At 73.6% G+C, this 19,814-nt stretch carries 19 protein-coding genes and 1 tRNA gene; 4 read left to right on the top strand and 16 right to left on the bottom strand.

The features are described 5' to 3' along the window. Positions 1–16: 16 nt before the first annotated feature. Genes ACGWYJ_RS00685 through ACGWYJ_RS00675 form a run of 3 tightly spaced genes read right to left on the bottom strand, consistent with a single transcriptional unit; the run spans position 17 to position 2,180 of the window. Entirely contained in the window at positions 17–259 is a 243-nt protein-coding gene (locus tag ACGWYJ_RS00685) for an acetyl-CoA carboxylase (RefSeq protein WP_395103475.1), read from the bottom strand. 26 nt (positions 260–285) lie between these two features. Further along, on the bottom strand, positions 286–1,272 hold the full coding sequence (locus ACGWYJ_RS00680; protein ID WP_395103474.1) for a biotin-dependent carboxyltransferase family protein: 987 nt from the start codon (positions 1,270–1,272) through the stop codon (positions 286–288). Next, complete coding sequence (locus ACGWYJ_RS00675) at positions 1,269–2,180, bottom strand: allophanate hydrolase subunit 1 (protein WP_395103473.1); 912 nt, start codon at positions 2,178–2,180, stop codon at positions 1,269–1,271. Before ACGWYJ_RS00675 ends, ACGWYJ_RS00680 begins: the two co-directional genes overlap by 4 nt. A gap of 177 nt (positions 2,181–2,357) precedes the next feature. On the opposite strand from ACGWYJ_RS00675, the gene ACGWYJ_RS00670 reads away from it, so the two are divergent. Then, positions 2,358–3,125, top strand: coding sequence for a LamB/YcsF family protein (locus ACGWYJ_RS00670; RefSeq protein ID WP_395103472.1), 768 nt, complete (start codon positions 2,358–2,360; stop codon positions 3,123–3,125). On the opposite strand, the gene ACGWYJ_RS00665 is transcribed toward ACGWYJ_RS00670, so the two are convergent. The 3 genes from ACGWYJ_RS00665 to ACGWYJ_RS00655 are packed head-to-tail and all read right to left on the bottom strand — an operon-like array spanning position 3,112 to position 6,078. Then, positions 3,112–4,116, bottom strand: a complete 1,005-nt coding sequence (locus tag ACGWYJ_RS00665; protein WP_395103471.1) for a biotin-dependent carboxyltransferase family protein — start codon at positions 4,114–4,116, stop codon at positions 3,112–3,114. The genes ACGWYJ_RS00670 and ACGWYJ_RS00665 overlap by 14 nt on opposite strands. Then, a complete protein-coding gene (locus ACGWYJ_RS00660) occupies positions 4,088–4,945 on the bottom strand; it encodes an allophanate hydrolase subunit 1 (protein WP_395103470.1) in 858 nt (285 codons plus the stop codon). The genes ACGWYJ_RS00665 and ACGWYJ_RS00660 overlap by 29 nt, the downstream gene beginning before the upstream one ends. Then, entirely contained in the window at positions 4,942–6,078 is a 1,137-nt protein-coding gene (locus tag ACGWYJ_RS00655) for a PucR family transcriptional regulator (protein ID WP_395103469.1), read from the bottom strand. Before ACGWYJ_RS00655 ends, ACGWYJ_RS00660 begins: the two co-directional genes overlap by 4 nt. Before the next feature lie 100 nt (positions 6,079–6,178). On the opposite strand from ACGWYJ_RS00655, the gene ACGWYJ_RS00650 reads away from it, so the two are divergent. After that, entirely contained in the window at positions 6,179–7,366 is a 1,188-nt protein-coding gene (locus ACGWYJ_RS00650) for an ROK family protein (protein ID WP_395103468.1), read from the top strand. Between the two features lie 171 nt (positions 7,367–7,537). After that, positions 7,538–8,992 (top strand): glycogen debranching protein, encoded by a 1,455-nt coding sequence (locus ACGWYJ_RS00645; protein WP_395103467.1) that lies wholly within the window; start codon positions 7,538–7,540, stop codon positions 8,990–8,992. Between the two features lie 27 nt (positions 8,993–9,019). Here the strand turns inward: ACGWYJ_RS00645 and ACGWYJ_RS00640 are convergent, their stop codons facing one another. After that, a complete protein-coding gene (locus ACGWYJ_RS00640) occupies positions 9,020–9,637 on the bottom strand; it encodes a TMEM165/GDT1 family protein (protein ID WP_395103466.1) in 618 nt (205 codons plus the stop codon). A gap of 556 nt (positions 9,638–10,193) precedes the next feature. On the opposite strand from ACGWYJ_RS00640, the gene ACGWYJ_RS00635 reads away from it, so the two are divergent. Next, on the top strand, positions 10,194–11,141 hold the full coding sequence (locus ACGWYJ_RS00635; RefSeq protein WP_395103465.1) for a nucleoside hydrolase: 948 nt from the start codon (positions 10,194–10,196) through the stop codon (positions 11,139–11,141). On the opposite strand, the gene ACGWYJ_RS00630 is transcribed toward ACGWYJ_RS00635, so the two are convergent. From ACGWYJ_RS00630 to ACGWYJ_RS00590, 9 genes are all read right to left on the bottom strand, one after another. Next, positions 11,122–12,045: a carbohydrate kinase family protein gene (locus ACGWYJ_RS00630; RefSeq protein WP_395103464.1), complete on the bottom strand. Its 924-nt coding sequence runs from the start codon at positions 12,043–12,045 to the stop codon at positions 11,122–11,124. The genes ACGWYJ_RS00635 and ACGWYJ_RS00630 overlap by 20 nt on opposite strands. Next, a complete protein-coding gene (locus ACGWYJ_RS00625; RefSeq protein ID WP_395103463.1) occupies positions 12,042–12,932 on the bottom strand; it encodes a pseudouridine-5'-phosphate glycosidase in 891 nt (296 codons plus the stop codon). Before ACGWYJ_RS00625 ends, ACGWYJ_RS00630 begins: the two co-directional genes overlap by 4 nt. Before the next feature lie 55 nt (positions 12,933–12,987). Continuing rightward, positions 12,988–14,493, bottom strand: a complete 1,506-nt coding sequence (locus ACGWYJ_RS00620) for an SPFH domain-containing protein (RefSeq protein ID WP_395103462.1) — start codon at positions 14,491–14,493, stop codon at positions 12,988–12,990. Between the two features lie 17 nt (positions 14,494–14,510). Next, the gene (locus ACGWYJ_RS00615) at positions 14,511–15,326 is read right to left on the bottom strand and encodes an SAM-dependent methyltransferase (RefSeq protein ID WP_395103461.1); all 816 of its coding nucleotides are present in this window, start codon (positions 15,324–15,326) and stop codon (positions 14,511–14,513) included. Positions 15,327–15,386: 60 nt separating this feature from the next. Next, positions 15,387–17,678 carry a transcriptional regulator gene (locus ACGWYJ_RS00610; RefSeq protein ID WP_395103460.1) on the bottom strand — a complete coding sequence of 764 codons (2,292 nt, stop codon included), beginning with the start codon at positions 17,676–17,678 and terminating at the stop codon, positions 15,387–15,389. Position 17,679: 1 nt separating this feature from the next. Beyond that, positions 17,680–17,752: transfer RNA gene (locus ACGWYJ_RS00605), tRNA-Pro, on the bottom strand. 47 nt (positions 17,753–17,799) lie between these two features. Continuing rightward, the gene (locus tag ACGWYJ_RS00600) at positions 17,800–18,795 is read right to left on the bottom strand and encodes a YihY/virulence factor BrkB family protein (RefSeq protein ID WP_395103459.1); all 996 of its coding nucleotides are present in this window, start codon (positions 18,793–18,795) and stop codon (positions 17,800–17,802) included. Next, entirely contained in the window at positions 18,774–19,157 is a 384-nt protein-coding gene (locus tag ACGWYJ_RS00595; protein WP_395103458.1) for a DUF3618 domain-containing protein, read from the bottom strand. Before ACGWYJ_RS00595 ends, ACGWYJ_RS00600 begins: the two co-directional genes overlap by 22 nt. Beyond that, positions 19,154–19,666, bottom strand: coding sequence for a phage holin family protein (locus tag ACGWYJ_RS00590; RefSeq protein ID WP_395103457.1), 513 nt, complete (start codon positions 19,664–19,666; stop codon positions 19,154–19,156). The genes ACGWYJ_RS00595 and ACGWYJ_RS00590 overlap by 4 nt, the downstream gene beginning before the upstream one ends. Positions 19,667–19,814 lie beyond the last annotated feature (148 nt).

The following is a 19,814-nucleotide window of genomic DNA, read 5'->3' as shown; positions in this document are numbered from 1 at the left end:
CGGCCGGGCGCCGCGCTCAGGCGTGCGTCGTGAACTCGGCGAGGTCCTGCCCCATCGCGATCTCCTCGCCGTCCTCGACGAGGAACCTGGTGAGGGTCCCGGCGGCCTCGGCCTTCAGCTCGTTGAAGGTCTTCATCACCTCGACCAGGCAGATCGTCTGACCGGCCGCCACCTCGGCGCCCTCCTCGACGAACGGGTCGGCGTCCGGCGCGGGACGGCGGTAGAAGACACCGGGCATCGTCGCCTTGATCGTTTCCATGGGTTCTCCTCGCGGCGTTCGGGTGGTCACGCGGTCAGGGCGGCGCGCGCCTCGGCGAGGCGGCGGGCGCGGTCGCGCCGCGCGGCCAGCGCCTCGTCCAGGCCGACCGGGACGAACGACACCCGGTCCCCCGTCTTGGCCTGCGCGATCCGGTCCCGGTCCACCGAGATGACCGTGCCGATGGTGGCGTAGCCCCCGCCGGTCACCGCGTCGTTGAGCAGGACGATCGGCTCGTCCCCGCCCGGCACCTGGATCGAGCCGACGGGGTAGCCGAGGTCCACCACGTTCGCCGGGTCGCCGCCCGCGCCGAACGGCTGCTCGCGTTCGACGAAGTCCAGCGTGCCGCCGCGCAGCCGGTAGCCGACGCGGTCGGCGTCCTTGGTGACCTTCCAGACCGTGCCGAGGAAGGAGTCGAGCGCCGCCTCGGTGAGCCGGTACGAGCACAGCCCGACCACCGTCCGCAACGGCATGACGTCGGGGAACTCGGGCCGCAGTGGTCCCGGCACCGACGCGCCCACGGGAGGTCCGGGCGCGTCGGTGCCGGCCTTGCCGACCGGGAGCCGGTCCCCGTCGGCGAGCTTGCGTCCCTCGAACCCGCCCAGGCCGGTGAGGGTGTAGGTGGACCGCGAGCCGAGCTTCTCCGGGACGTCGATGCCGCCGCTGACCGCGATGTAGAGCCGCGCCCCCGCCGTGATCATCGAGAACGACAGGACGTCACCGGCGCGCACCGCCAGCGTCTGCCAGGACGGCACCGCCTCCCCGTTGACCGCGACCGGCGCTTCCGCGCCGGTGACCGCGACCAGCCGGTCGTCGGTGAACTCCAGTTCCGGGCCGATGTAGGTGGCCTCCAGCGCCGCCGCCCCGTCCGGGTTGCCCACCAGCAGGTTGGCGACCCGGTAGGAGTACTGGTCCATCGCCCCGGAGGGCGGCATGCCGATCTCGTAGTACCCGTCACGCCCCGTGTCCTGGACCGTGGTGTAGAGACCGCCCTTGCGCACCAGGATCGTGCTCATCCGTACAGCACCTCCAGCAGGTCGCTGGTGACCGCGTCCGGGTCGCCCAGGAACTCGGCGGGACGGAACTCGTACTCGCGGATCCGGTACCGGAACGTGCCGTCCTCCACCTCGCTCCTGATCCGGTCGAACTCGTTCCGGTCGATCGAGCGGTAGCGGAAGATGTCGCCCGCCCGCGGGAACACGATGCCGTCCTGGAAGTCGGGCAGCCGCTGCGCGACGTCGAGGACGGGCGCGGGCGCGATGCCGAACAGCTGGTAGCCGCCCGCGCCCCGCACGGGGTAGACCACCGAGAACGCGCCGCCGAACCCGAACGCCCGCTCCGGCGTGTCGGTGCGGGGACGCACGTACTTGGGCACCTCGATCTGCCGTTCCCTGGGCACCATCTGGTAGCAGAACGGCAGGCCGGGGACGAACCCGAGCATGGTCACGAAGTACGGCGCGCCGGACAGGGCGTCGATCAGCTGCGGCACCCCGGCGTACCCGTTGATCCGGGCGGCGTACTCCAGGTCGGTGGCGCCGGGGTCCTGGTGGCGGTCGCGGAAGCGCATCAGCGTCTCCCGCGTCCACGGGTCGTCGTACAGGACGGGCACGTCCACGACGCGCGTCGGCAGCACCCGGTCGGAGGTGAGCGCGGTGGCCGACCGCTCCAGCGCGCGCAGCTCCTTCACCAGCTCGGCGGGGTGCAGCACGTCCGGGTCGACGCGGATCATGTAGGAGGCGTTGGACGGGCAGATGTCGATGACGCCGTCCAGACCGCGCTCGCGCAGCGCCGCGGTGATCGTCATGGCCTTGATGTTGGCCTCCAGGCTCATCGCCTGGTCCATCTCGACGAAGACGAACTCGTCGCCTCCGTACTCGTAGCGCGCCGGCGGCAGCGCCAGCTCAGCCGTGTCCGTCCGGCTCACCCGCCACACCTCGCATCCCGGCATCTCGGCATCCCGGCATCTCGGCCGTCGGCCCGGTCCACCACACCCTGGCCGGACGCGGCCGGACGGGCTATTGGCCCGTTCGGACAGGTCGGCGCCGCCGGTTGGCCGACTTGGCGCATTGCCGGTGCCCGGCGCCCGGCCCACCGTGGACGCATGAAGACCGTGATCGACCTGAACGCCGACGCCGGCGAGAGCTTCGGCCGCTGGCGGCTGGGCGACGACGAGCATCTGCTGCCGCTGGTCAGCTCGGTGAACGTGGCGTGCGGCTGGCATGCGGGCGACCCGGCGACGATGCGGCGGTCGGTCGAGCTGGCCAAGACGAGCGGGACGGCGCTCGGCGCCCATCCGGGGCTGCCCGACCTGGTCGGGTTCGGGCGCCGGCCCATGGCGCTGTCCCCGTCGGACGCCGCGGACGCCTGCCTCTACCAGTACGGGGCGCTGCGCGGCTTCGCCGACTCCCTGGGCGTCCCGATCACGCATGTGAAGCCGCACGGCTCGCTGTACGGGCTGACGATGCGCGACCCGGACGTGGCCGACGCCATCGCGGACGCGGTCGCCTCGCTGGGCGGCGGCCTGATCACGGTGTTGTTGGCCGGGCCGACCGCCGATCGGGTCGCGGCACGCGGCGTCCGCGTCGCCCGCGAGGCGTTCGCGGACCTGGAGTACGACGACGAAGGCGAGATCATCATCGAGCCGGACCCGCGCGCCAAGGACGTCGCGGCCTGCGTGGACAAGGCGGTCGGCATCCTGAACGGCACCGTGACGACCGTCGGCGGCAAGCGGGTCGCGGTGGACGCCGACACGATCTGCGTCCACGGCGACCGCCCGAACGCGGTGGAGATCGCCACCGCCATCAGGGAGCGTTTCGCCGCGGAGGGCGTCACCATCGCGCCCATGGCGGAGGTGCTCAGCCGCCGCTGACCACCCTTTCCAGGTTCGCCGGGTCGAGCATGAACTCGGTGTGCCGGTCCAGCGCCTCGGCCTGGTCGAGGTCCACCTCGCGGAACCGGACGGTGTCCCGGCCCGGGCACAGCTGCCCGACCTTCCACAGCGCCGCGTGCACGATCGTGGCGATCACCGTGAAGCCGCCCGAGGCGGCGCCGTCCGGGCCGAGGATCGTGGGCAGGTCGCCGTTGACGATGATCCCGCCCACCGGGTAACCGCCGTCCAGCACGTTGGACGGGTGCGCGCCCGCCACCCCGCCGTCCGGCCGCGTCCAGGTGAAGTGGTGCGGGTTGAGCCGGACGTAGAGCCGGTCGGAGTTGAGGTTGACCCGCCAGCGGGAGGTGACGAAGCCGCGCCAGTCGGCGGGCGTGAGGTAGCCGGGATCGGCGTGCGGGCCCCGCATCACCTCGATCTCCCAGTGCCGGTGGTAGCCGGGGCGCAGCCCCTGCGGCAACCGCAGCCTCGGCGTGCCCTCGACGTCGCACGCGCCCACGGGCACGGCGTCGCCGCGGACCAGCGCACGCCCGTCCAGGCCGCCGAAGCCGGCGCCGGTGTGCAGGGCGCGGGATCCCAGCACCGGCGGGACGTCGATCCCGCCGGACACCGCCAGGTACAGCCGGAACCCCGGGCCCTTCAGCGTGCCCGCGGCCAGCACGTCGCCCGGGCGCACGTCCACGGCCTCCCACATCGGCACCGGCGCACCGTTGATCGTGACCTCGGCGCCGTCCGCGCCGCACACCGCCACCCGCCCGCGCAGGTGCGCGCGGGCGGCGAACCGCCCCATCGGGATCTCCAGCGCCGCGTCGCCCGGGGCGTTGCCCACCAGCACGTTGGCCGCCCGGAACGCGAGATGGTCGACGGGTCCCGACGGGAAGATCCCCTTGGCCTGAAGGCCGATCCTGCCCGGATGGTCCTGGACGGTGGTCCGCACCCCGGGGTCAAGGATCTCCAGCACCGCGCCGGTCACGCTCGTCCTCCACGTGGTAGCTGTAGCGGTCCTCCAGGGCCAGCCGCCGGATCTCCTCCAGCTCGTCCTCCTCCACCCGGGTGAACGACACCCGGTCGCCCGGGCCGATCAGGAACGGGTCGTCGCGGAACGCCCGGTTGCGGCCGAGGATGTCGTAGATCGGCAGCGTCCGCCCGAACAGCTGGTAGCTGCCCGGCGCGTCCACCGGGAAGATCGCCACGCAGGGGCCGCCCATGCCGACCGCGCCCTCGGGCGTCCAGGTCCGCGCCGGGTTGTACTTGGGCACCGACAGCGCGGTCGGCGCGCGCATCGAGAACATGAACGGCAGTCCCGGCGCGAACCCGGTGAACGCCGTCCACCACTCGGTGCCGAGGATCGCCTCGTAGAGGGCCTCCCGGTCCGGCAGGCCGTTGTGCTCCACGATGTAGCCGATGTTGCCGCCGCTCCCCGTGTACGGGGCGTCCGCCCTGATCGTGGCGGCGTACCGTTCGATGGCGCGCCGGGTCGCGGAGTGGTCGAACGCGATCGGCAGGACGATCCGGCGGCTGCGCGTGGGCGGCGAGGACCCGCCGGGCACCCGGGCGTGCAGCTCCCGCAGCCGCTCGATCAGCGCGTCCCTCCGGGTCCGCGCCGGATCGAACCGGACGAGGATGGACCGGAACCCGGGCGCGGCCTCCACCAGTCCCGGCGGCGGGTCGGCGGTCAGCGCGTCCAGCGCCCGCAGGACGAAGAAGTTGACCCGCAGGTCGAGTTCCTCGCCGTCGCCGTACTCGACCAGGACGTACCGGTCCCCGGCGGGCCGGTAGGCCGCCACAGGGCGCGCCGTCATGCCTGCGCCTCCCTGAGCCGCAGCGCGAGCCACAGCTCGGCGCGGGCCGTGGGGTCGTCGAGGTCCGTGCCGAGCAGCTCGGTGATCCGGCCGAGCCGGTAGCGCAGGGTGTGCCGGTGGATCCCGAGCGCGGTGGCGGACGCGTCGATGTGGCCGTTGTTGGCGAGGAACACCCGCAGCGTCGAGACCAGGTCGAGCCGGGACCGGCCGGCGTGCCGCTCCAGCGGTTCCAGCAGCGTGTCCGCCCATCCCCTGGCGCCCGGCGTGTCGAGCTGGGCCAGCAGCCCGGCGGTGGCGACGTCCCTGGCCAGGACGAGCCGTCCCGGCCCCGAGTCCTTGGCGCCGCTCAAGAACACCGACCGGGCGCGGCGCAGCCCGTCCGCGAGACCGGTCAGCGGGACGCCCTCGGTGACGACGCCGCGCGAGCGCGGCACCTGGTGCAGCACCTCCTCAAGCGCCTGCGCGTCCCCCTCGGCGACCGGGATCAGCACCACCACGCTGTGCCGGTCGAACGGCACGACCAGCGCGCTGACCTGGCCGAGCGCCGGATGCCCCTCGGCCGCCCGCAGCAGGTCGGGCACGCGCGCCGGGTCGGTCCCCAGCATCGCCACCCGGAACGGCTCGGCCGGGAGCGCGACGCCCAGGGTCTGCGCCGTGGACTCGGCGAGCCCCGGATGCTCGCCCGCGGCCAGCCGCAGCACGGCCAGCCTGGCGCGGCGGTGCGCCGCCAGCGTCTCGTCCCGGAACGTCAGCTCCAGCGACAGCAGACCGGCGGCGCTGGTGAGGACGCCACGCTCGGCCGGGCTCAGCCGTTGCGGGCGCCCGGCGACCAGATGCCCGGCCACGGTGCTGTTCCGCCTGATCGGCAGCACCGCCACCTGGTCGTCCCCCAGGTCGAGGTACGCGGTGTGCAGGGGCGATTGGAGACCGAGGCGTTCCACGTCCAGGCGGAGCCGCGCGGCGTGGCGGCGTGCCTCCGGCGGGGAGCAGTGCCGTGCGGCGCGGGACTCGTCCAACACCAGGCACCAGCAGTCCAGCGCGCGGGCGAGCGCGTCCAGAACGGCACGTGTCCCACCCAATGACAACGCGGCCCCGATCAGCTCACGATGGGCGTCTAGGGACTCGGCAGCCACCCCCACAACCTAGAGCAATACGCGCAATGGCTATAAATGCCTTCTACGCGCCGCCTTCTATGACGTTCCATGCGCCGTGCGGGAAGTGGAGTAGGGCGATATGCCACAGGTCAGCGCATTCTCGGCAGGGCAGTTGCTCCAACTGGTCCGGCAGGGACAGGCCCGCACCCGCAGGGACCTCATGGAGCTCACCGGAATGGCCAGGTCCACGGTCGCCCAGCGGGTCGATCAGCTCGTCACCGCCGGATACCTGAGGGAGGGCGGCGTCGACGTCTCCACCGGGGGGCGGCGTCCCAACCTGCTGCGGATCGACGAGGGCTCGGCCGTGGTGCTGGCCGCGCACCTGGGCGCCACACACGGCCGCGCCGCCGTCGTCGACCTGGCCGGCCGCACCCTCGCCGAGACCGCCGGCCGGCTCAACGTCGCCGACGGCGCGGAACCCACCCTGGCCTGGGCCGCGTCCCGGTTCCACACGCTGCTGGCCGAGGCGGGACGGTCGATGGCGGAGGTCTGCGGGGTCGGCATCGGCCTGCCCTGCCCGATCGACCGGCGGACCGGACGGGTGATCCCCACCCCGATCCTGGCGTCCTGGCGCGACCTCGACGTGGTCTCGGCGCTGTCCGCCCGGTTCCCCGGGCCGGTCCTGGCCGACAACGACGCGAACATGATGGCGCTCGGCGAGTTCACCGCGATCGGCGACGACTCGTCCACCGTGGTGCTGGTCAAGGTGGGAACGGGCATCGGCGCCGGGATCGTCGAGGAGGGCCGGGTCCTGCACGGGGCGGGCGGGGCGGCGGGCGAGATCGGGCACATCAGGCTGCGCGGGCACGACGACGTCGCCTGCGTGTGCGGGGCGCACGGCTGCCTGGCCGCCGTCGCGTCGGGCGCGGCGCTGGCCCGCGAGCTGGCCCGCACCGACCCTTCGGTACGGGAGACCGCCGACGTGGTCCGGCTGGTCAGGGCCGGTAACGCCGACGCGGTCCGGCTGACCCGCCAGGCCGGGCGGGTGCTCGGCGAGGTCCTGGCGACCCTGGTGAGCGTGACGAACCCCGGCGTGCTCGTCGTCTCCGGCGGCCTGGCCCGTACCGGGGAGCATCTGCTCGCGGGCATCCGCGAGGTCGTCTACCAGGTCGCCCAGTACCGCTCCACCCGCGGCCTCCGCATCACCGAGGGCCTGCTCGGCGAGCGGGCCGGAGTGATCGGGGCCGCGTCCATGGTGATCGACCGGGTGCTCGCCGCGGAGGCCGTGGACGCCCGTATCACCGAGGGGCGCCGGGCGCCGGGATAGCCCCGGTCACCTGGCGATCGGGCCACTGTCGGGAATATTCCACGGCCAGGTATGTTACCTAGATGTTACGTACAGGTTACGGGCACTTGCCTTGCGGGGGTCTCCTACCCGCGAGACTATGTCCTGAGTCGCGGACGAAGTGTCCGTCCCCGCGGACGAAGTAGGAGTTTCGTGACTGCAACCCCTTCGGCCGACCTCCCTCACCTAGGCCGGCAGCAGACTCGCACCGACGGCCACGCCTCCGGCGCGCTCACGAAGCACCGCGCGCTCACCGAGGTCGAGACCGCCGCCAGGGCCGCGCACGCCCTCCGCGGCAACGACCGGGGATCCCTCACCGTCGCCGCGCCGGGCCTCTACCCCCACATGTGGAGCTGGGACGCCGCGTTCATCGCCATCGGCCTGGCCCAGCTCTCCACCGATCGGGCCCTCACCGAGCTGGAGACCCTGCTCGCCGCCCAGTGGCGCAACGGCATGATCCCCCACATCGTCTTCGCCGACGGCGACGCCTCCTACGAACCCGGTCCCAAGCGCTGGGCCTGCTGCGACGTCACCCCGCACGCCCCCAGCGGCCCCGCGACCAGCGGCCTCATGCAGCCGCCCGTCCACGGGATCGCCGTGCGCCGCATCCTCGACGCCGCCCGCCGCGCCGGGGCCACCGAGGCCCGCGCCGCCGCCGACCGGATCCGCGCGATGTGGCCCGCCCTGCTGGCCTGGCACCGCTACCTGGCCGAGAACCGCGATCCCGACCACACCGGCCTGCTGACGATCTACCACGGCTGGGAGAGCGGCCTGGACAACTCCCCCCGCTGGGACGTCCCGTACCGCTCCGTCGTCCCGGCCCCCGCGTTCGTCCCGTTCCCCCGCGCCGACGTCCAGGCCCTCGACTCCCTGGACGATCACGGGCCCCGGACCGCCACCGAGGTCGGGGCACAGCGCCCCACGGACGGGGACTACGCCCGCTACCAGTGGCTGATCGAGGAGCTGCGGCAGGCCCGCTACGACGACACGCGCGCCCGTGAGACCCTCAGCTTCCTGGTCGCCGACGTCTTCGCCAGCGCGATCTTCGCCGCCGCGTCCGAGGAGCTGGCCACCGTCGCCGACGAGCTCGACCTGCCCGGCGCGGACGAGCTGATCGGGTACGCCGACCGCTTCCGGCGCGGCGTCGCCGCCACCACCGACGAGGACGGCTTCGCCGCCGACCGCGACCTGCGCACCGGACTGCCCCTGCGCACCAAGACCATCGCGGGCTTCGCGGCGCTGCTCTCGGGGGGCCTTCCGCCGCGGACCCGCCGCCGGCTGGTCGACACCCTGTTCTCGTCCGACTGGTGCGGCAACCCGGGCCTGGCCACCGCCGTCCCGCCCAGCACCAGCCCGTCGTCCCCGTCCTTCGACCCGGCCCGGTACTGGCGCGGCCCCCAGTGGCCGCCCATGAACTGGCTGCTCATCTGGGGCCTGCGCCGCTCCGGCGAAGCCGAGGCCGCCGCCGTCCTGCGCGCCTCCACCCTGGACCAGCTCTCCGACGGGGTGTTCGCCGAGTACTACCACCCCTTCACCGGCGACCCCCTGGGCGCCCGCGCCCAGTCCTGGACCGCCGCCGTGGCCCTGGACCTCGTGCTCAACACCTGAGCCCACCACCTCCAGTCGCGGCGCGGCTCAGAGGATCGCCTCCAGGAGCGACCAGACGGCCAGGGCCGCCATCACGGCGCCGCCGACGCGCTGGACGACGCGCAGCGGGACGCGGTCGGCGATGAAGCGTCCCGCGACCAGCGCCAGGGCGGACACCGACATCAGCGCCAGCAGCGCGCCCAGCGCGACCGGCAGCGGCCCCCGGGTGGCGGCGAGGTTGGCGGTGGTGATCTGTGTGAGATCACCCCACTCGCTGATGAACACGACGGTGAACGCGGTGACGTAGGTCCGCCAGAAGCCGGTGATCCGTGGGGCCCTGCCACCGGCCTCCTCGGCGTCCCCGTCCTCGTCCCCGCCTCCGCGCAGCAGTGTGTAGGCGCCGAACGCGAACAGCGCCGCCGCGACGGCGTGGACGAGCGGCTCGGGGAGCAGGGCGAACGCGCTGCCCGCCGCGACCGCCACCGCCACGTGGACCAGGAAGGCGCTGGACGTGCCGAGCCAGACCCAGGGCGCCCGCATCCGCGTGCCCATCGCCAGCGAGGCGAACATGGTCTTGTCGGGAAGCTCCGCCAGGAAGATCACGGCGAAGGCGGTGGCGAACGTCGCCCCATCGAAGGACAGATCGAACGGCAGGTCAGGTGACATGGTGGGTGCTCGTGCCCTCTTCGGTTCAGGGCCGGGCCTCGACGGCCCGCTCGGCGCGCCACCCGGGACGGGAGGAGAGGACCGCTCGGCCCGGCGGCTCGGAGCGCCCCGAGCCGTTCCGCACGTCCGGTTCCGGACTGGGAACGGCTGGGCACGCCTTCTGCCAGGCCGAAGGTCTCGTCCACCGCGGGACCCGTCCGGGACGGGCCCTCGGCCTGAGGGCCGGGCTCACGCCAGCATGTCGACCACTCAGCGGATCGGGACTACTCCCCTTCGCCGCCACCACTGTACCCGAGGGCCCGTTCGCCTCAAGCGACCCCGCTCACCAGCGCCCGGATCTCGGCGCGGCGCCGAGCGGGATCTGCGCCGTCCACATGGCCACGGTCACGCCGCGGCGGCCGGTGGGCCGGGCGGTGGCGGTCCGGGTGCGGGGGTGTCGTGGGTGTAGGTGGTCATCGTTCCGTCCTCTCGTCGCGATCTCTTTCGCTCTCACCCGGGCGTCGGACGGACGGGGGACGGATCGACAGCGCGCCGGAAATTCTCCAAGATTCTTTTCATGGGCGACTCCGCGACGGTGCCGGTGCTCCTGGACTGCGACCCCGGCCACGACGACATGTTCGCGATCCTGCTGGCCGCGGCGCATCCGGCGATCGACCTGCTGGCGGTGACGACGGTGGCGGGCAACGGGCCGCTGGAGGCGGTCACCCGCAACGCGCTGGCGATCTGCACGCTCGCCGGGCTGGACGGGACGGTGGTCGCGGCGGGCGCCGACCGGGCCCTGAACGGCGGCCGGCACACCGCGCCCGGCATCCACGGGGAGAGCGCCCTGGACGGTGCCGCGCTGCCCGACCCCGCGATCCCGCTCGCGGACGAGGACGCGGTGACGCTGATGGCGCGGCTGCTGGAGGAGTCGGAACGCCCGGTCACGATCGCGGCGACCGGGCCGCTGACCAACGTCGCGACGCTGCTGGACGCCCGTCCCGACCTGACGGGGCGGATCGAGCGGATCGTGTTCATGGGCGGCAGCGCCGGACGGGGCAACACCACGCCGGTCGCCGAGTTCAACGTCTACGTCGACCCCGAGGCCGCCGACCGGGTGCTGCGCAGCGGGCTTCCGCTGCTGATGTGCGGCCTGGACGTCACGCACCAGGCGCTCGCGGTGCCGGAGGTCTTCCGGCGGCTCCGCGCGATCGGCGGCGCGCTGCCGACCACGCTGGAGGCGCTGCTGCGGTTCTACGGCGGCGCGTACGAGAAGGTCTTCGGGATGCCGGACCCGCCCGTCCACGACCCCGTGGCGATCGCCGCCATCGCCGACCCGGACGTGGTCGCGTGCGTGGACGTCGCGGTGACCGTGGAGCTCACGGGCGAGCACACGCGCGGCGCCACCGTGGTCGACCTGCACCGGGTGACCGGCGCCGAGCCGAACGCGCGGGTCGCGATGGAACTGGACCGCGGGCGTTTCTGGGACCTGATGCTGGACGCGATCAGGGCGCTCGCCCGGTGAGCGGCGGCCGGGCGCCCACCGTGGCGACCGCGCTCGCGGCGGCCGTGAGCGCGGCGCGGGCGCACTCGTCCAGCGGGCGGCCGGGGACCCAGGCGGTCAGGAACCCGGCGCAGAAGGCGTCCCCCGCGCCGGTCGGATCGACGACCTCGGCCGGCACGCTCGGCAGCCGCAGCCGGGACTGGGCGTCCGCCGACGCCGTACCTTTCAGAGCCGTGTCCCGTGAAGCGATGAGCGCCCCGTCCGCGCCGAGCTTGAGCGCGACGACCGGGTAGTCCCCGAGCAGGGACGTGGCCACGGCGTCCGCCGAGCGCGCGCCCGTCAGCAGGCGTCCCTCGGCGAGGTTGGGGAAGATCAGGCGGGCTCCGCGCGCCCAGGCGCGGAACGCCTCGGGGCCGCTGTCCCGCAGGAACGCGGCCGAGCACGGGTCGACGGACGTGGCGACGCCGCGTTCCCGCGCCCGCCGCATCAGGTCGCCCACGGCCGCGCTCACCCCCGGATGGAACAGCGAGTAGCCGGACACGTGGAGCAGGCCGGCGCCGTCCAGGAGGTCGTCGGGCAGGTCGGCGCGGGTGAGGTTCAGGTTGGCGCCGCGGTCGGTGAACATGTCGCGGCGGCCGCCCCTGGCCAGCACCACGATCCGGCCGGTGGGCGCGCGCGGATCGGCGACCAGCCGGGCGTCCACCCCGGCGGCCTCCAGCGCGGCGGAGTGCGCGGCGATGTCGTCCGCGCCGGCCCGGCCGGCGAACCGCACCCGCGCGCCCAGCGCGCCGAGCCAGGCGGCCTGGTTGGCGCCGGAACCGCCGGGGGACGCGGTGATGGTGGACGGGGTGTCGCTGTCGGCGGCGACGGGGGTGCGGGGCCGCACCACGATGTCGTTGATCACGTCGCCGACCACGAGGATCATCCGGACCGGGCCCGCGCGATCCGTCCGGCCAGCGCCACGTTCGACCGGACGGCGCGGACGTTGACCTCAAGGCTGGCCCCCGAGGACGCCCGGTGGAAGTGGTCCAGCAGGAACGGCGTGACCGCCTTGCCCTGAAGGTCCAGGCGGCCGGCCTCGGCCAGCGCCTCGCCCAGGATCCGGTCGTGCAGAGCCGGGTCGAGCTGTTCCCCGGGCGGCAGCGGGTTGGCGACGACGATCGCCGAGGAGAGGCCGAGGTCGTCGGCGGCGGCCATCATGCGGGCCACCGTGGCGGGGTCGTCGGCCCGCCAGTCCACGGTGTGCCCGGACTCGGTGAGGTAGAAGCCGGGGAACCGGCCGGTCCCGTAGCCGACGACGGTCACCCCGAGGCTCTCCAGGCGTTCCAGCGTGGCCGCCACGTCCAGGATCGACTTCACCCCCGCGCACACCACGGTGATCGGGGTACGGGCGAGCGTGTGCAGGTCGGCGGACTCGTCGAAGGTGTCCGACGCGCCACGGTGGACGCCGCCGAGCCCGCCCGTCGCGAACACCCGGACACCGGCGCGGCGCGCGAGGAACGCGGTCGCGGCGACCGTGGTCGCGGCGTCGGCGCCGGTCGCCATGGCGGCGGGGAGGTCGCGCACGCTCGCCTTGGCGACGCCGTCACCGTCCGCCATGCGCTCCAGCGCGGGCCGGTCCATGCCGACCACCGGCCGCCCGTCCACCACCCCGACGGTCGCGGGGACGACACCGGCGGAGCGCAGGTCGGCCTCCAGTTCCAGCGCCACCTCCAGGTTGCGGGGGCGCGGCAGCCCGTGCGCGATGATCGTCGATTCCAGCGCGACCACGGGGCGCTCGGCGGCCAGCGCGTCGGCCACCTCGTCGGACATGCGGATGGGTGTGCCGGCCGGGGCCTCGTGTCTCGGGGACGTCACCCGCCGTACGCTAGCGCGTCGCGTCGTCCCGGGCGCCCGTCGCCTCCCGCAGAGCGGCGACGACCGCGGCCAGTTGCGCGATGAGGCCGGACACGCTGGACGGGTCGGTGGGGCCCACGTTGATCGACCGGAGCTCGGTGGGGGTGGGCAGCTTCTCCACGATCCCCGGCAGTTTGTTGATCAGTTCGGCCTGGACGCTGGCGGGGGTCCGCTCGTTCTCGATGGCGGCCTGGGCGCGGTCGCGTTCCAGCCTCATCAGGGCCTGCTCGTGGGCGGCCTCCGCGCGGGCGCGCGCCACCGCCAGCTCGCCCTCCACTTCGAGCTGCCTGAGCTCGCGTTCCCGCTCGATGCGGAGGCGTCCCGTCTCGGCCTCCTCGGCGTGCCGCTCGCGTTCCATCCGGAGGGCGTGCCGGGTGGTCTCGGTCTCCAGCTCCGCGACCTCCCGGGCGTCCTCCTGCTGACGGCGGGTACGGCGGAGCTTCTCGGCGGTCTCGGTGTCGAACCGCTCGGCCTCGTTGCGGGCGCGCAGCTCGGCCAGTTCGCGCTCGTAGTGGAGGCGCTCGGTCTCCTTCACCCGGGTGGCGGCCATCTCCCGCCGGGCGATCGCCTCCTCCGCCTCCAGCTCGGCCAGCCGGGCGATCCGGGCCTGCTCCGACCGGTAGGGCTTCTGCAGGTTCTCCCACAGCCGGGACGAGCTGACCACGGCCTCCTTGATCTGGACGGTCACGATCCGCAGCCCGAGCCCCTGGTCACGCGACCGCTCGAGCGCCCCGAGGGCGGTCGCGTCGCCGACCCGGGGGGTCTGCGGGGTCGTCCCCTCAGGATGAGGGTTCTCGCTCGTTCCCTCGGCGACCGCGCGCAGCCTGGCGGTCAGCTCCTCGATGATCGGCTGCTTGTCGCTGAGGACGTCCCGCACGCCCATGGTGGCGACCTTGTCCTTGATCGCCGCCTCGGCCTGCTCCCGCAGTTGCAGGTTGACCAGCCGCATCGGGTCCTCGTCGTCGCTGAAGTCCAGCTTGCGGTAGGCGACGGCGAAGTCCTGGATGATCCACTGGACGTAGCCCTGCACCAGCACGCCCTGCAGTTCCCGGCAGATGCAGTACGCGTTGATCAGGATGGTCTGGGTGGCGCCGGGGACGACCAGGAACGAGTCGGTGGACGGGTTGAACCGGAACGAGACGCCGACGCCGATGTGCAGCGGCTCCGGCCTGCCGCGCCGCGTGTGCACGACGAACGCGTTCGGCGGGACGAGCACGTTCTTCCAGCGCCAGAACCCGGTGATCCGCACGTCCACGGGACCGGGCGCGGACCGGTCGGCGGCGGGAGCGGACGTGCCGCCGGGCCCGCCGCCCAGTGCCCGCTGCCGCTTGTGGAGCGCGCCCGCCGGTCCCGCGGGCGCGGGGACCGCGGCGGGCGCCTGGGGTGCGCCGCGCCGCGCCTTGAGATCGTCTTCGAGCACGGCCTGCTGCGCGACGACGCGCTCAAGGTAGGTGTTGCCCTTCTCCGCCGTGCTCATGATGGTGGTCCTCGCGGCTACCGTTTCTTGAGGGCGATCCCGGCCATGCCGAGCTGCTCGCCGGGGCTCAGGTTGTCGGGGTCGACGGGCTCGTCGGGCCGCCACAGCGCCGTGAACACGACGCCGGGCTCGACCAGCTCGAAGTCGCCGAAGTGGTGCTCGATCTCCTCCGGGGTCCGCGCGTAGCCCTCTTCCAGGTTCTCCCGGGTGATCCGGGCGAGCTCCTGCTGGGCGGGGACACCGGTGTCGACCAGCGAGGTCATGAACAGGTAGCTGCCGGGGGCCAGCGCGTCCCGCAGCCGCCCGACCACGTCGTCGGCGATCTCGGGTGACAGGTAGTGCAGCATGCCGACCAGCATCAGCGCCAGCGGGCGGTCCAGGTCGAGGAAGCCGCTCGCCTCGGGCAGCGCCAGGATCGCGTCCGGGTCGCGCACGTCGCCCACGGCGACCCTGGTGTTGGCGTTCTCGGCGAGCAGGGCCCGGCCGTGCACCGCCACCAGCGGGTCGATGTCGACGTAGAGGACCTTGGCGTCGGGGTTCTGCGCCTGCGCGACCTCGTGCGTGTTGGTCTGGGTGGGCAGCCCGCTGCCGAGGTCCAGGAACTGGTCGATGCCCGCCTCACCGGCGAGCCAGCGCACTCCGCGCACCAGGACCTTGCGGTTCTCGATCGCCGACTCGCGCAGGCCGGGAATGTGCTGAATGGCGTGCTCGGCCAGCGCGCGGTCGGCCTCGAAGTTGTTCTTGCCGCCCAACAGCGCGTCATAGGCGCGGGCGATCGTCGGCTTGCTGAAGTCGAGATCCGAGGGCGGCCACTGAGCGACGTCGTCCGTCATGGCGACCAGCTTAGAGCGCATGATCGTGGACTCATCGGCATTTCGTCCAAGATGTCGTGCTCAGTCCGAACCCGTGAGGGACTCGGCGCGGTCGAGGATCCAGTGCCGCCGGTGGCTCCAGCCCAGCCACCGGCGCGCCTCGGCGGGCGCGGCGGCGCCGTCCAGGTGCCCGCCGGTCAGGACGTGCCGCAGACCGGCGAGCGCGGGCGACAGCCGCAGCACCACGTGCTCGGGCTGCCGCCTGCACCGGGCCTGGATCGACGCGATCACGTCGATCTGGTCCTCCAGCCCGCACATGGACAGGAAGAACACCATCTGCCGCCAGGCGTACGCGGCGTCCTTGACGGTGCTGAGCGGGCGCGGGTTGTTGTGGAGCCGGCCGACGAGCACGCACACCGTCGCGAACGCGCGCCGGGCCAGATCCGGCCAGCCGGGCGACGGGTCCACGCCGATCGGATGCACCAGCGCGGCCAGGTTGTGGGTCGTCAGGATCTGCGACTGCTCGATCACCATGCCGTTGCGCGCGACCCAGCCGTGGCCGTAAGCGCCCGCCCGCACGCCCGCCCTCCGTACGCACAGCGCGGCGAAACCGTCGTGGCCCTGCCGCCGGACCTCGGCGTAGTCGATGCCGTAGTACCGCGCGTAAAGGGTGCCGTCCAGCACGTCGGCGGCCAGCTTGGCGGCGTCGGCGAACTTGGGGGAGAAGTCGCCCATGAAGATGTCGGCGGCCAGCTCTTCCACGAACGGGACGCGCAGCCCGGCCGCGCGCGCCAGCGCGTCGAACTCGCTCAGCAGCGGGTTGGGCACGATGGTGCCGGGGAACCCCTGCAACGCCAGCTCGCCCAGACGCCTCAGGGCCAGGCGCGCGCCGGACGCGGCACCCCCAGCGCCGTTCCTGCCGCCGTCCCTGGTGCCACGGTACTTCTCGACGGCTCGCACCCACGGGAGCTCCTGAAGCCGGACCTGGTGCTCCAGGTTGAGCAGCAGCAGCGACCTGCGGTTGCGGAAGGCCCGGTAGATCGAGGCCATGAGCGTGCGCAGCGATTCGTCCCGGTACGCCTGCGCGGTCGTCCACGACACCAGTTGCGGCGCCAGCTCGGCCAGCACTTCGGCCGAGGGGACGACGCCCCGCTCGACCAGGGTGCCGATCGGGGCGGCCAGCGCCGACTCGACGGTCGCGCGCATGCCGGGCGGCACGGGGGTCCCCGCGGCCACGCCCGTGCGGCGCGCCTCGTCCTCGGTGACCGGGACGGTGAGCGCCTCCGGTGAGGTGATCCCTTCGTCCTGCGGCAACGCCGACAGGCGCGCGAGCAGAAGCTGCGCCACCGCGTGGTGCGTCGGGCGCGCCGCCACCTGCGCCTGCCGCTCGCGCAGCGCCGTGTGTCCGGGCGTTCCGGGCGCGCCGCGACGCCGCACCATGGAGTCCACGGCGTGCTGGAGCAGGCCGAGGCGGCGCGGAGACGGTCCGCGCCCGGTCATGCTTTCCTCCAGCGCGGTGCGGAGGATGGCGAGGTTCTCCTTGGGCTTGCGGTGCTTGGTGCACAGCGTGTGCTCCGCCGCCAGCCTCCGGTACCGCTCCAGCAGCTCGGCGCCGCGCTCGCGCCACCCCTCCGGCTCGCGGCGGGCCACCCGCCCGTCCTCGACGGTCTCCAGCCAGTGCGCCAGCAGCTCGTCGGCGAACGGGTTCCAGACGGCCAGGGCCTCGTTCATCGTGGCGACCGCCCTGTTGGGACGGTTCCCGCCGAGCGTCTGCCGCACATCCCCGACGCTGTACCGGTGGACGATCTCGGCGTCGTCGGCGCCGGCCCCCGTGGCGCGGTCGCGCGGGCGCGGCGTGAAGCGGAGCCGGTCTCCGAACGGCTCGATCTCCTCCAGGACCGCCAGCGCCGCGGCGCGGTCCCCGGCGCGCAGCAGCCACGCCACGACCAGCAGCGCGCCCTCCTCGGGCAGGGTGATCTCGTAGCGCCCGCTGTCGAGCAGGGCGGTCAGCTCGGCCAGGCCGTCCTCGGTCAGGTGGTAGAGGAACAGCGCGCGCCGCTCGGCGGCGATGCCCGCGCGCCTCGCGGTCTCGATCTCGTACGGGAGCAGCGGCCCGCCCGCCGCGGCCTCACCGGTGGCGAACCCGCCGCGCACCACCTCGGGCGTGACCCACGCGGGCAGCCCCGCGACGGGGGTACGGGAGCCGATCGCCAGGGTGCCGCCGGTCATTCCGGTGAGCACCCGGTTCCAGCCGGCCACGCGCGCCTCGGCACGCCGCCGCGTCTCCTCGTCCTCGTGGGTGAGCGCGGTCGTGAACGCCTTCGCGAGCTGCCCCGCCGGGTAGCCGAGGCCGACCTGCTGTTCTTCACGCATGCCAGCGTGGCAGGATTCGCACCTGCGCCCTCCGGGTCCCGAGCCCGGTGCTCTCTCTGCTGAGCTACACGCTGCAGTGGACGGAAATGTACGGGACGCACGAATACCACTGCAATGCGATTTATTGCCCCGAAGCCTTGAATCCCCGGGTATCGCGGGGCTCCACATAGGGCTCGCTTTCCTCGGGCAGCCCGGCGGCGAGGGCGCGACCGCGTTCGAGCTCGGCGTTCAGCTCCGCGCCGAGCAGGATGGCCAGGTTGGACAGCCACAGCCAGACCAGGAAGACGATCAGCCCGGCGAGGCTGCCGTAGGTCTTGTTGTAGGACGCGAAGCCCGCCACGTACAGCGCGAACCCCGCCGAGGCGACCAGCCAGAGCGCGATGGCCAGCACCCCGCCCGGCGTCACCCAGCGGAAGCCGTGCCTGGCGTTGGGCGCCGCCCAGTACAGCAGTGCGATCAGAGACGCGGCCACCAGCACCAGCACCGGCCATTTGGCGATGTTCCACGCCGTGACCGCGGCCGGCCCGAGGCCCAGCAGCTCGCCCGCCCGCTCCGCCAGCGGGCCCGACACCACGACCACGACCGCCGACACGGCGAGCAGCAACAGCGTGACCACCGTGATCGCCAGCCGGATCGGCAGCACCTTCCAGACCGGCCTGCCCTCCGGGATGTCGTACACCGCGTTCGCGGCGCGGATGAACGCGCCCACGTACCCGGAGGCCGACCACAGCGCGGCGAGCAGGCCCAGCCCCGCCGCCAGACCGGCGCCCGCCCGGCCGCCCTGCAGCTCGCGCAGCGCGGTGACCAGCACCTGCCGCACCGGACCCGGTGCCAGATCGCCCACATTGGTGATCAGTGACTGCGCGACGGACCGGCCGGCCAGCCCCACGACCGAGACCACCACCAGCATCGCCGGGAAGATCGACAACACCCCGTAGTAGGTGAGCGCGGCGGCGCGGTCGGTCAGCTCGTCGTCCCTGAACTCGGCGAGCGCCCGTTTGAGCGCGCTCCGCCACGAGCGCGCGTCCAGTTCGTGCGGCGACCCCGGCCCGCGGCGCAGGACCGCGCGCAGGCCGCGGGGAAGCCTGCCCGTGGTCACCCGCGCACCGGCCGCCATCGGGACGCCTGGCGCCTGCCGGGCCTGTGCCTCCGGCGGGACGGGGGCTGCCGCCCGGCCCTCATCCGGAGGCCGGCGACCAGCGCCGCGGCGGCCAGCCCGGCGACGGCCACGGCGATCACGGGGGCCTTGGGCGCCTCCCTGGCGCCCTGGGCCATGCGACGGCTCCGGGCGGACATGTCGGCCCGCACGCGATCCGCGGACTCCCGCGCCCTGGTCTTGACATCGGCCTTGGCGGCGAGCGCCGCCACCGTGTCGCCGAGGTCGCGGCGCGTCCGCTCGATCTCCGCCCGCAACTGCGCCGTCGCGGCGAGCTCGCCGTCACCCGCCGAACCGGCCATGGGCTGCGACCCCCTCGTCATCGCCGCCCTCCCCGGCTCTCCCGGCCCGCGCGCTCCGTGGGGCCGGTCCCCGCGTGACCCGTGGTCGCGCGCTCCTTGATCTCCGCAACGTCCTGGCGCGCGCTGCTCATGGCGCGTTCAGGGGTGGGCGGGACGGCGTGCCTGGTCTCGCCGCGTCCCATCAGCGCGAGCAGCCCGGCGAGCGCCAGCAGCGCCACGCCGATGATCAGGGCGGCCGCCCAGACCGGCAGCACCAGCGCCAGCGCGGCGATCACGGCGGCCAGCAGCGCGCCGGCCCCGTACAGGGTGACCAGGCCGGCGCCGCCGAACAGCCCGGCGCCGCGGCCCGCGTGCCTGCCCTTGTCCTTGAGCTCGGCCATCGCCAGCCGCATCTCCGCCCTGACCAGGTCGGAGACCTGCTGGGTGGCGCGCGAGACCAGGACGCCGACACTCTCCCCGCCGTCGGGATGGACGGCGGGGTGCTGCTCGGGAGGCCGGTACACGGTGGCCCCCTGGCGATCGGTGCTCATGGAACCTCAGCCCTTCCTGATCGAGCAAGCAAGACTCAGCGCATATTTCGGGATCTATCACCGCCCGTTCCCTCTGTCCGATCTCTAAACACGGTCGAGCGCGTTTGAGGAAGTTCTTGAAAGAGCGTGCAACCCCTGTGACGGCCCA

Source organism: Actinomadura sp. SCN-SB, from assembly GCF_043906805.1.
In the GTDB taxonomy this organism is placed as follows: domain Bacteria; phylum Actinomycetota; class Actinomycetes; order Streptosporangiales; family Streptosporangiaceae; genus Spirillospora.
This window is presented reverse-complemented; position numbering and strand designations above follow the sequence as displayed.

What these genes read in the sequence shown, in the direction of transcription:
- ACGWYJ_RS00685 (WP_395103475.1), bottom strand. Translation starts at nt 259, where the DNA reads ATGGAAACGATCAAGGCGACGATGCCCGGTGTCTTCTACCGCCGTCCC.
- ACGWYJ_RS00680 (WP_395103474.1), bottom strand. Translation starts at nt 1,272, where the DNA reads ATGAGCACGATCCTGGTGCGCAAGGGCGGTCTCTACACCACGGTCCAG.
- ACGWYJ_RS00670 (WP_395103472.1), top strand. Translation starts at nt 2,358, where the DNA reads ATGAAGACCGTGATCGACCTGAACGCCGACGCCGGCGAGAGCTTCGGC.
- ACGWYJ_RS00660 (WP_395103470.1), bottom strand. Translation starts at nt 4,945, where the DNA reads ATGACGGCGCGCCCTGTGGCGGCCTACCGGCCCGCCGGGGACCGGTAC.
- ACGWYJ_RS00650 (WP_395103468.1), top strand. Translation starts at nt 6,179, where the DNA reads ATGCCACAGGTCAGCGCATTCTCGGCAGGGCAGTTGCTCCAACTGGTC.
- ACGWYJ_RS00640 (WP_395103466.1), bottom strand. Translation starts at nt 9,637, where the DNA reads ATGTCACCTGACCTGCCGTTCGATCTGTCCTTCGATGGGGCGACGTTC.
- ACGWYJ_RS00635 (WP_395103465.1), top strand. Translation starts at nt 10,194, where the DNA reads ATGGGCGACTCCGCGACGGTGCCGGTGCTCCTGGACTGCGACCCCGGC.
- ACGWYJ_RS00630 (WP_395103464.1), bottom strand. Translation starts at nt 12,045, where the DNA reads ATGATCCTCGTGGTCGGCGACGTGATCAACGACATCGTGGTGCGGCCC.
- ACGWYJ_RS00625 (WP_395103463.1), bottom strand. Translation starts at nt 12,932, where the DNA reads ATGTCCGACGAGGTGGCCGACGCGCTGGCCGCCGAGCGCCCCGTGGTC.
- ACGWYJ_RS00620 (WP_395103462.1), bottom strand. Translation starts at nt 14,493, where the DNA reads ATGAGCACGGCGGAGAAGGGCAACACCTACCTTGAGCGCGTCGTCGCG.
- ACGWYJ_RS00615 (WP_395103461.1), bottom strand. Translation starts at nt 15,326, where the DNA reads ATGACGGACGACGTCGCTCAGTGGCCGCCCTCGGATCTCGACTTCAGC.
- ACGWYJ_RS00610 (WP_395103460.1), bottom strand. Translation starts at nt 17,678, where the DNA reads ATGCGTGAAGAACAGCAGGTCGGCCTCGGCTACCCGGCGGGGCAGCTC.
- ACGWYJ_RS00600 (WP_395103459.1), bottom strand. Translation starts at nt 18,795, where the DNA reads ATGGCGGCCGGTGCGCGGGTGACCACGGGCAGGCTTCCCCGCGGCCTG.
- ACGWYJ_RS00595 (WP_395103458.1), bottom strand. Translation starts at nt 19,157, where the DNA reads ATGACGAGGGGGTCGCAGCCCATGGCCGGTTCGGCGGGTGACGGCGAG.
- ACGWYJ_RS00590 (WP_395103457.1), bottom strand. Translation starts at nt 19,666, where the DNA reads ATGAGCACCGATCGCCAGGGGGCCACCGTGTACCGGCCTCCCGAGCAG.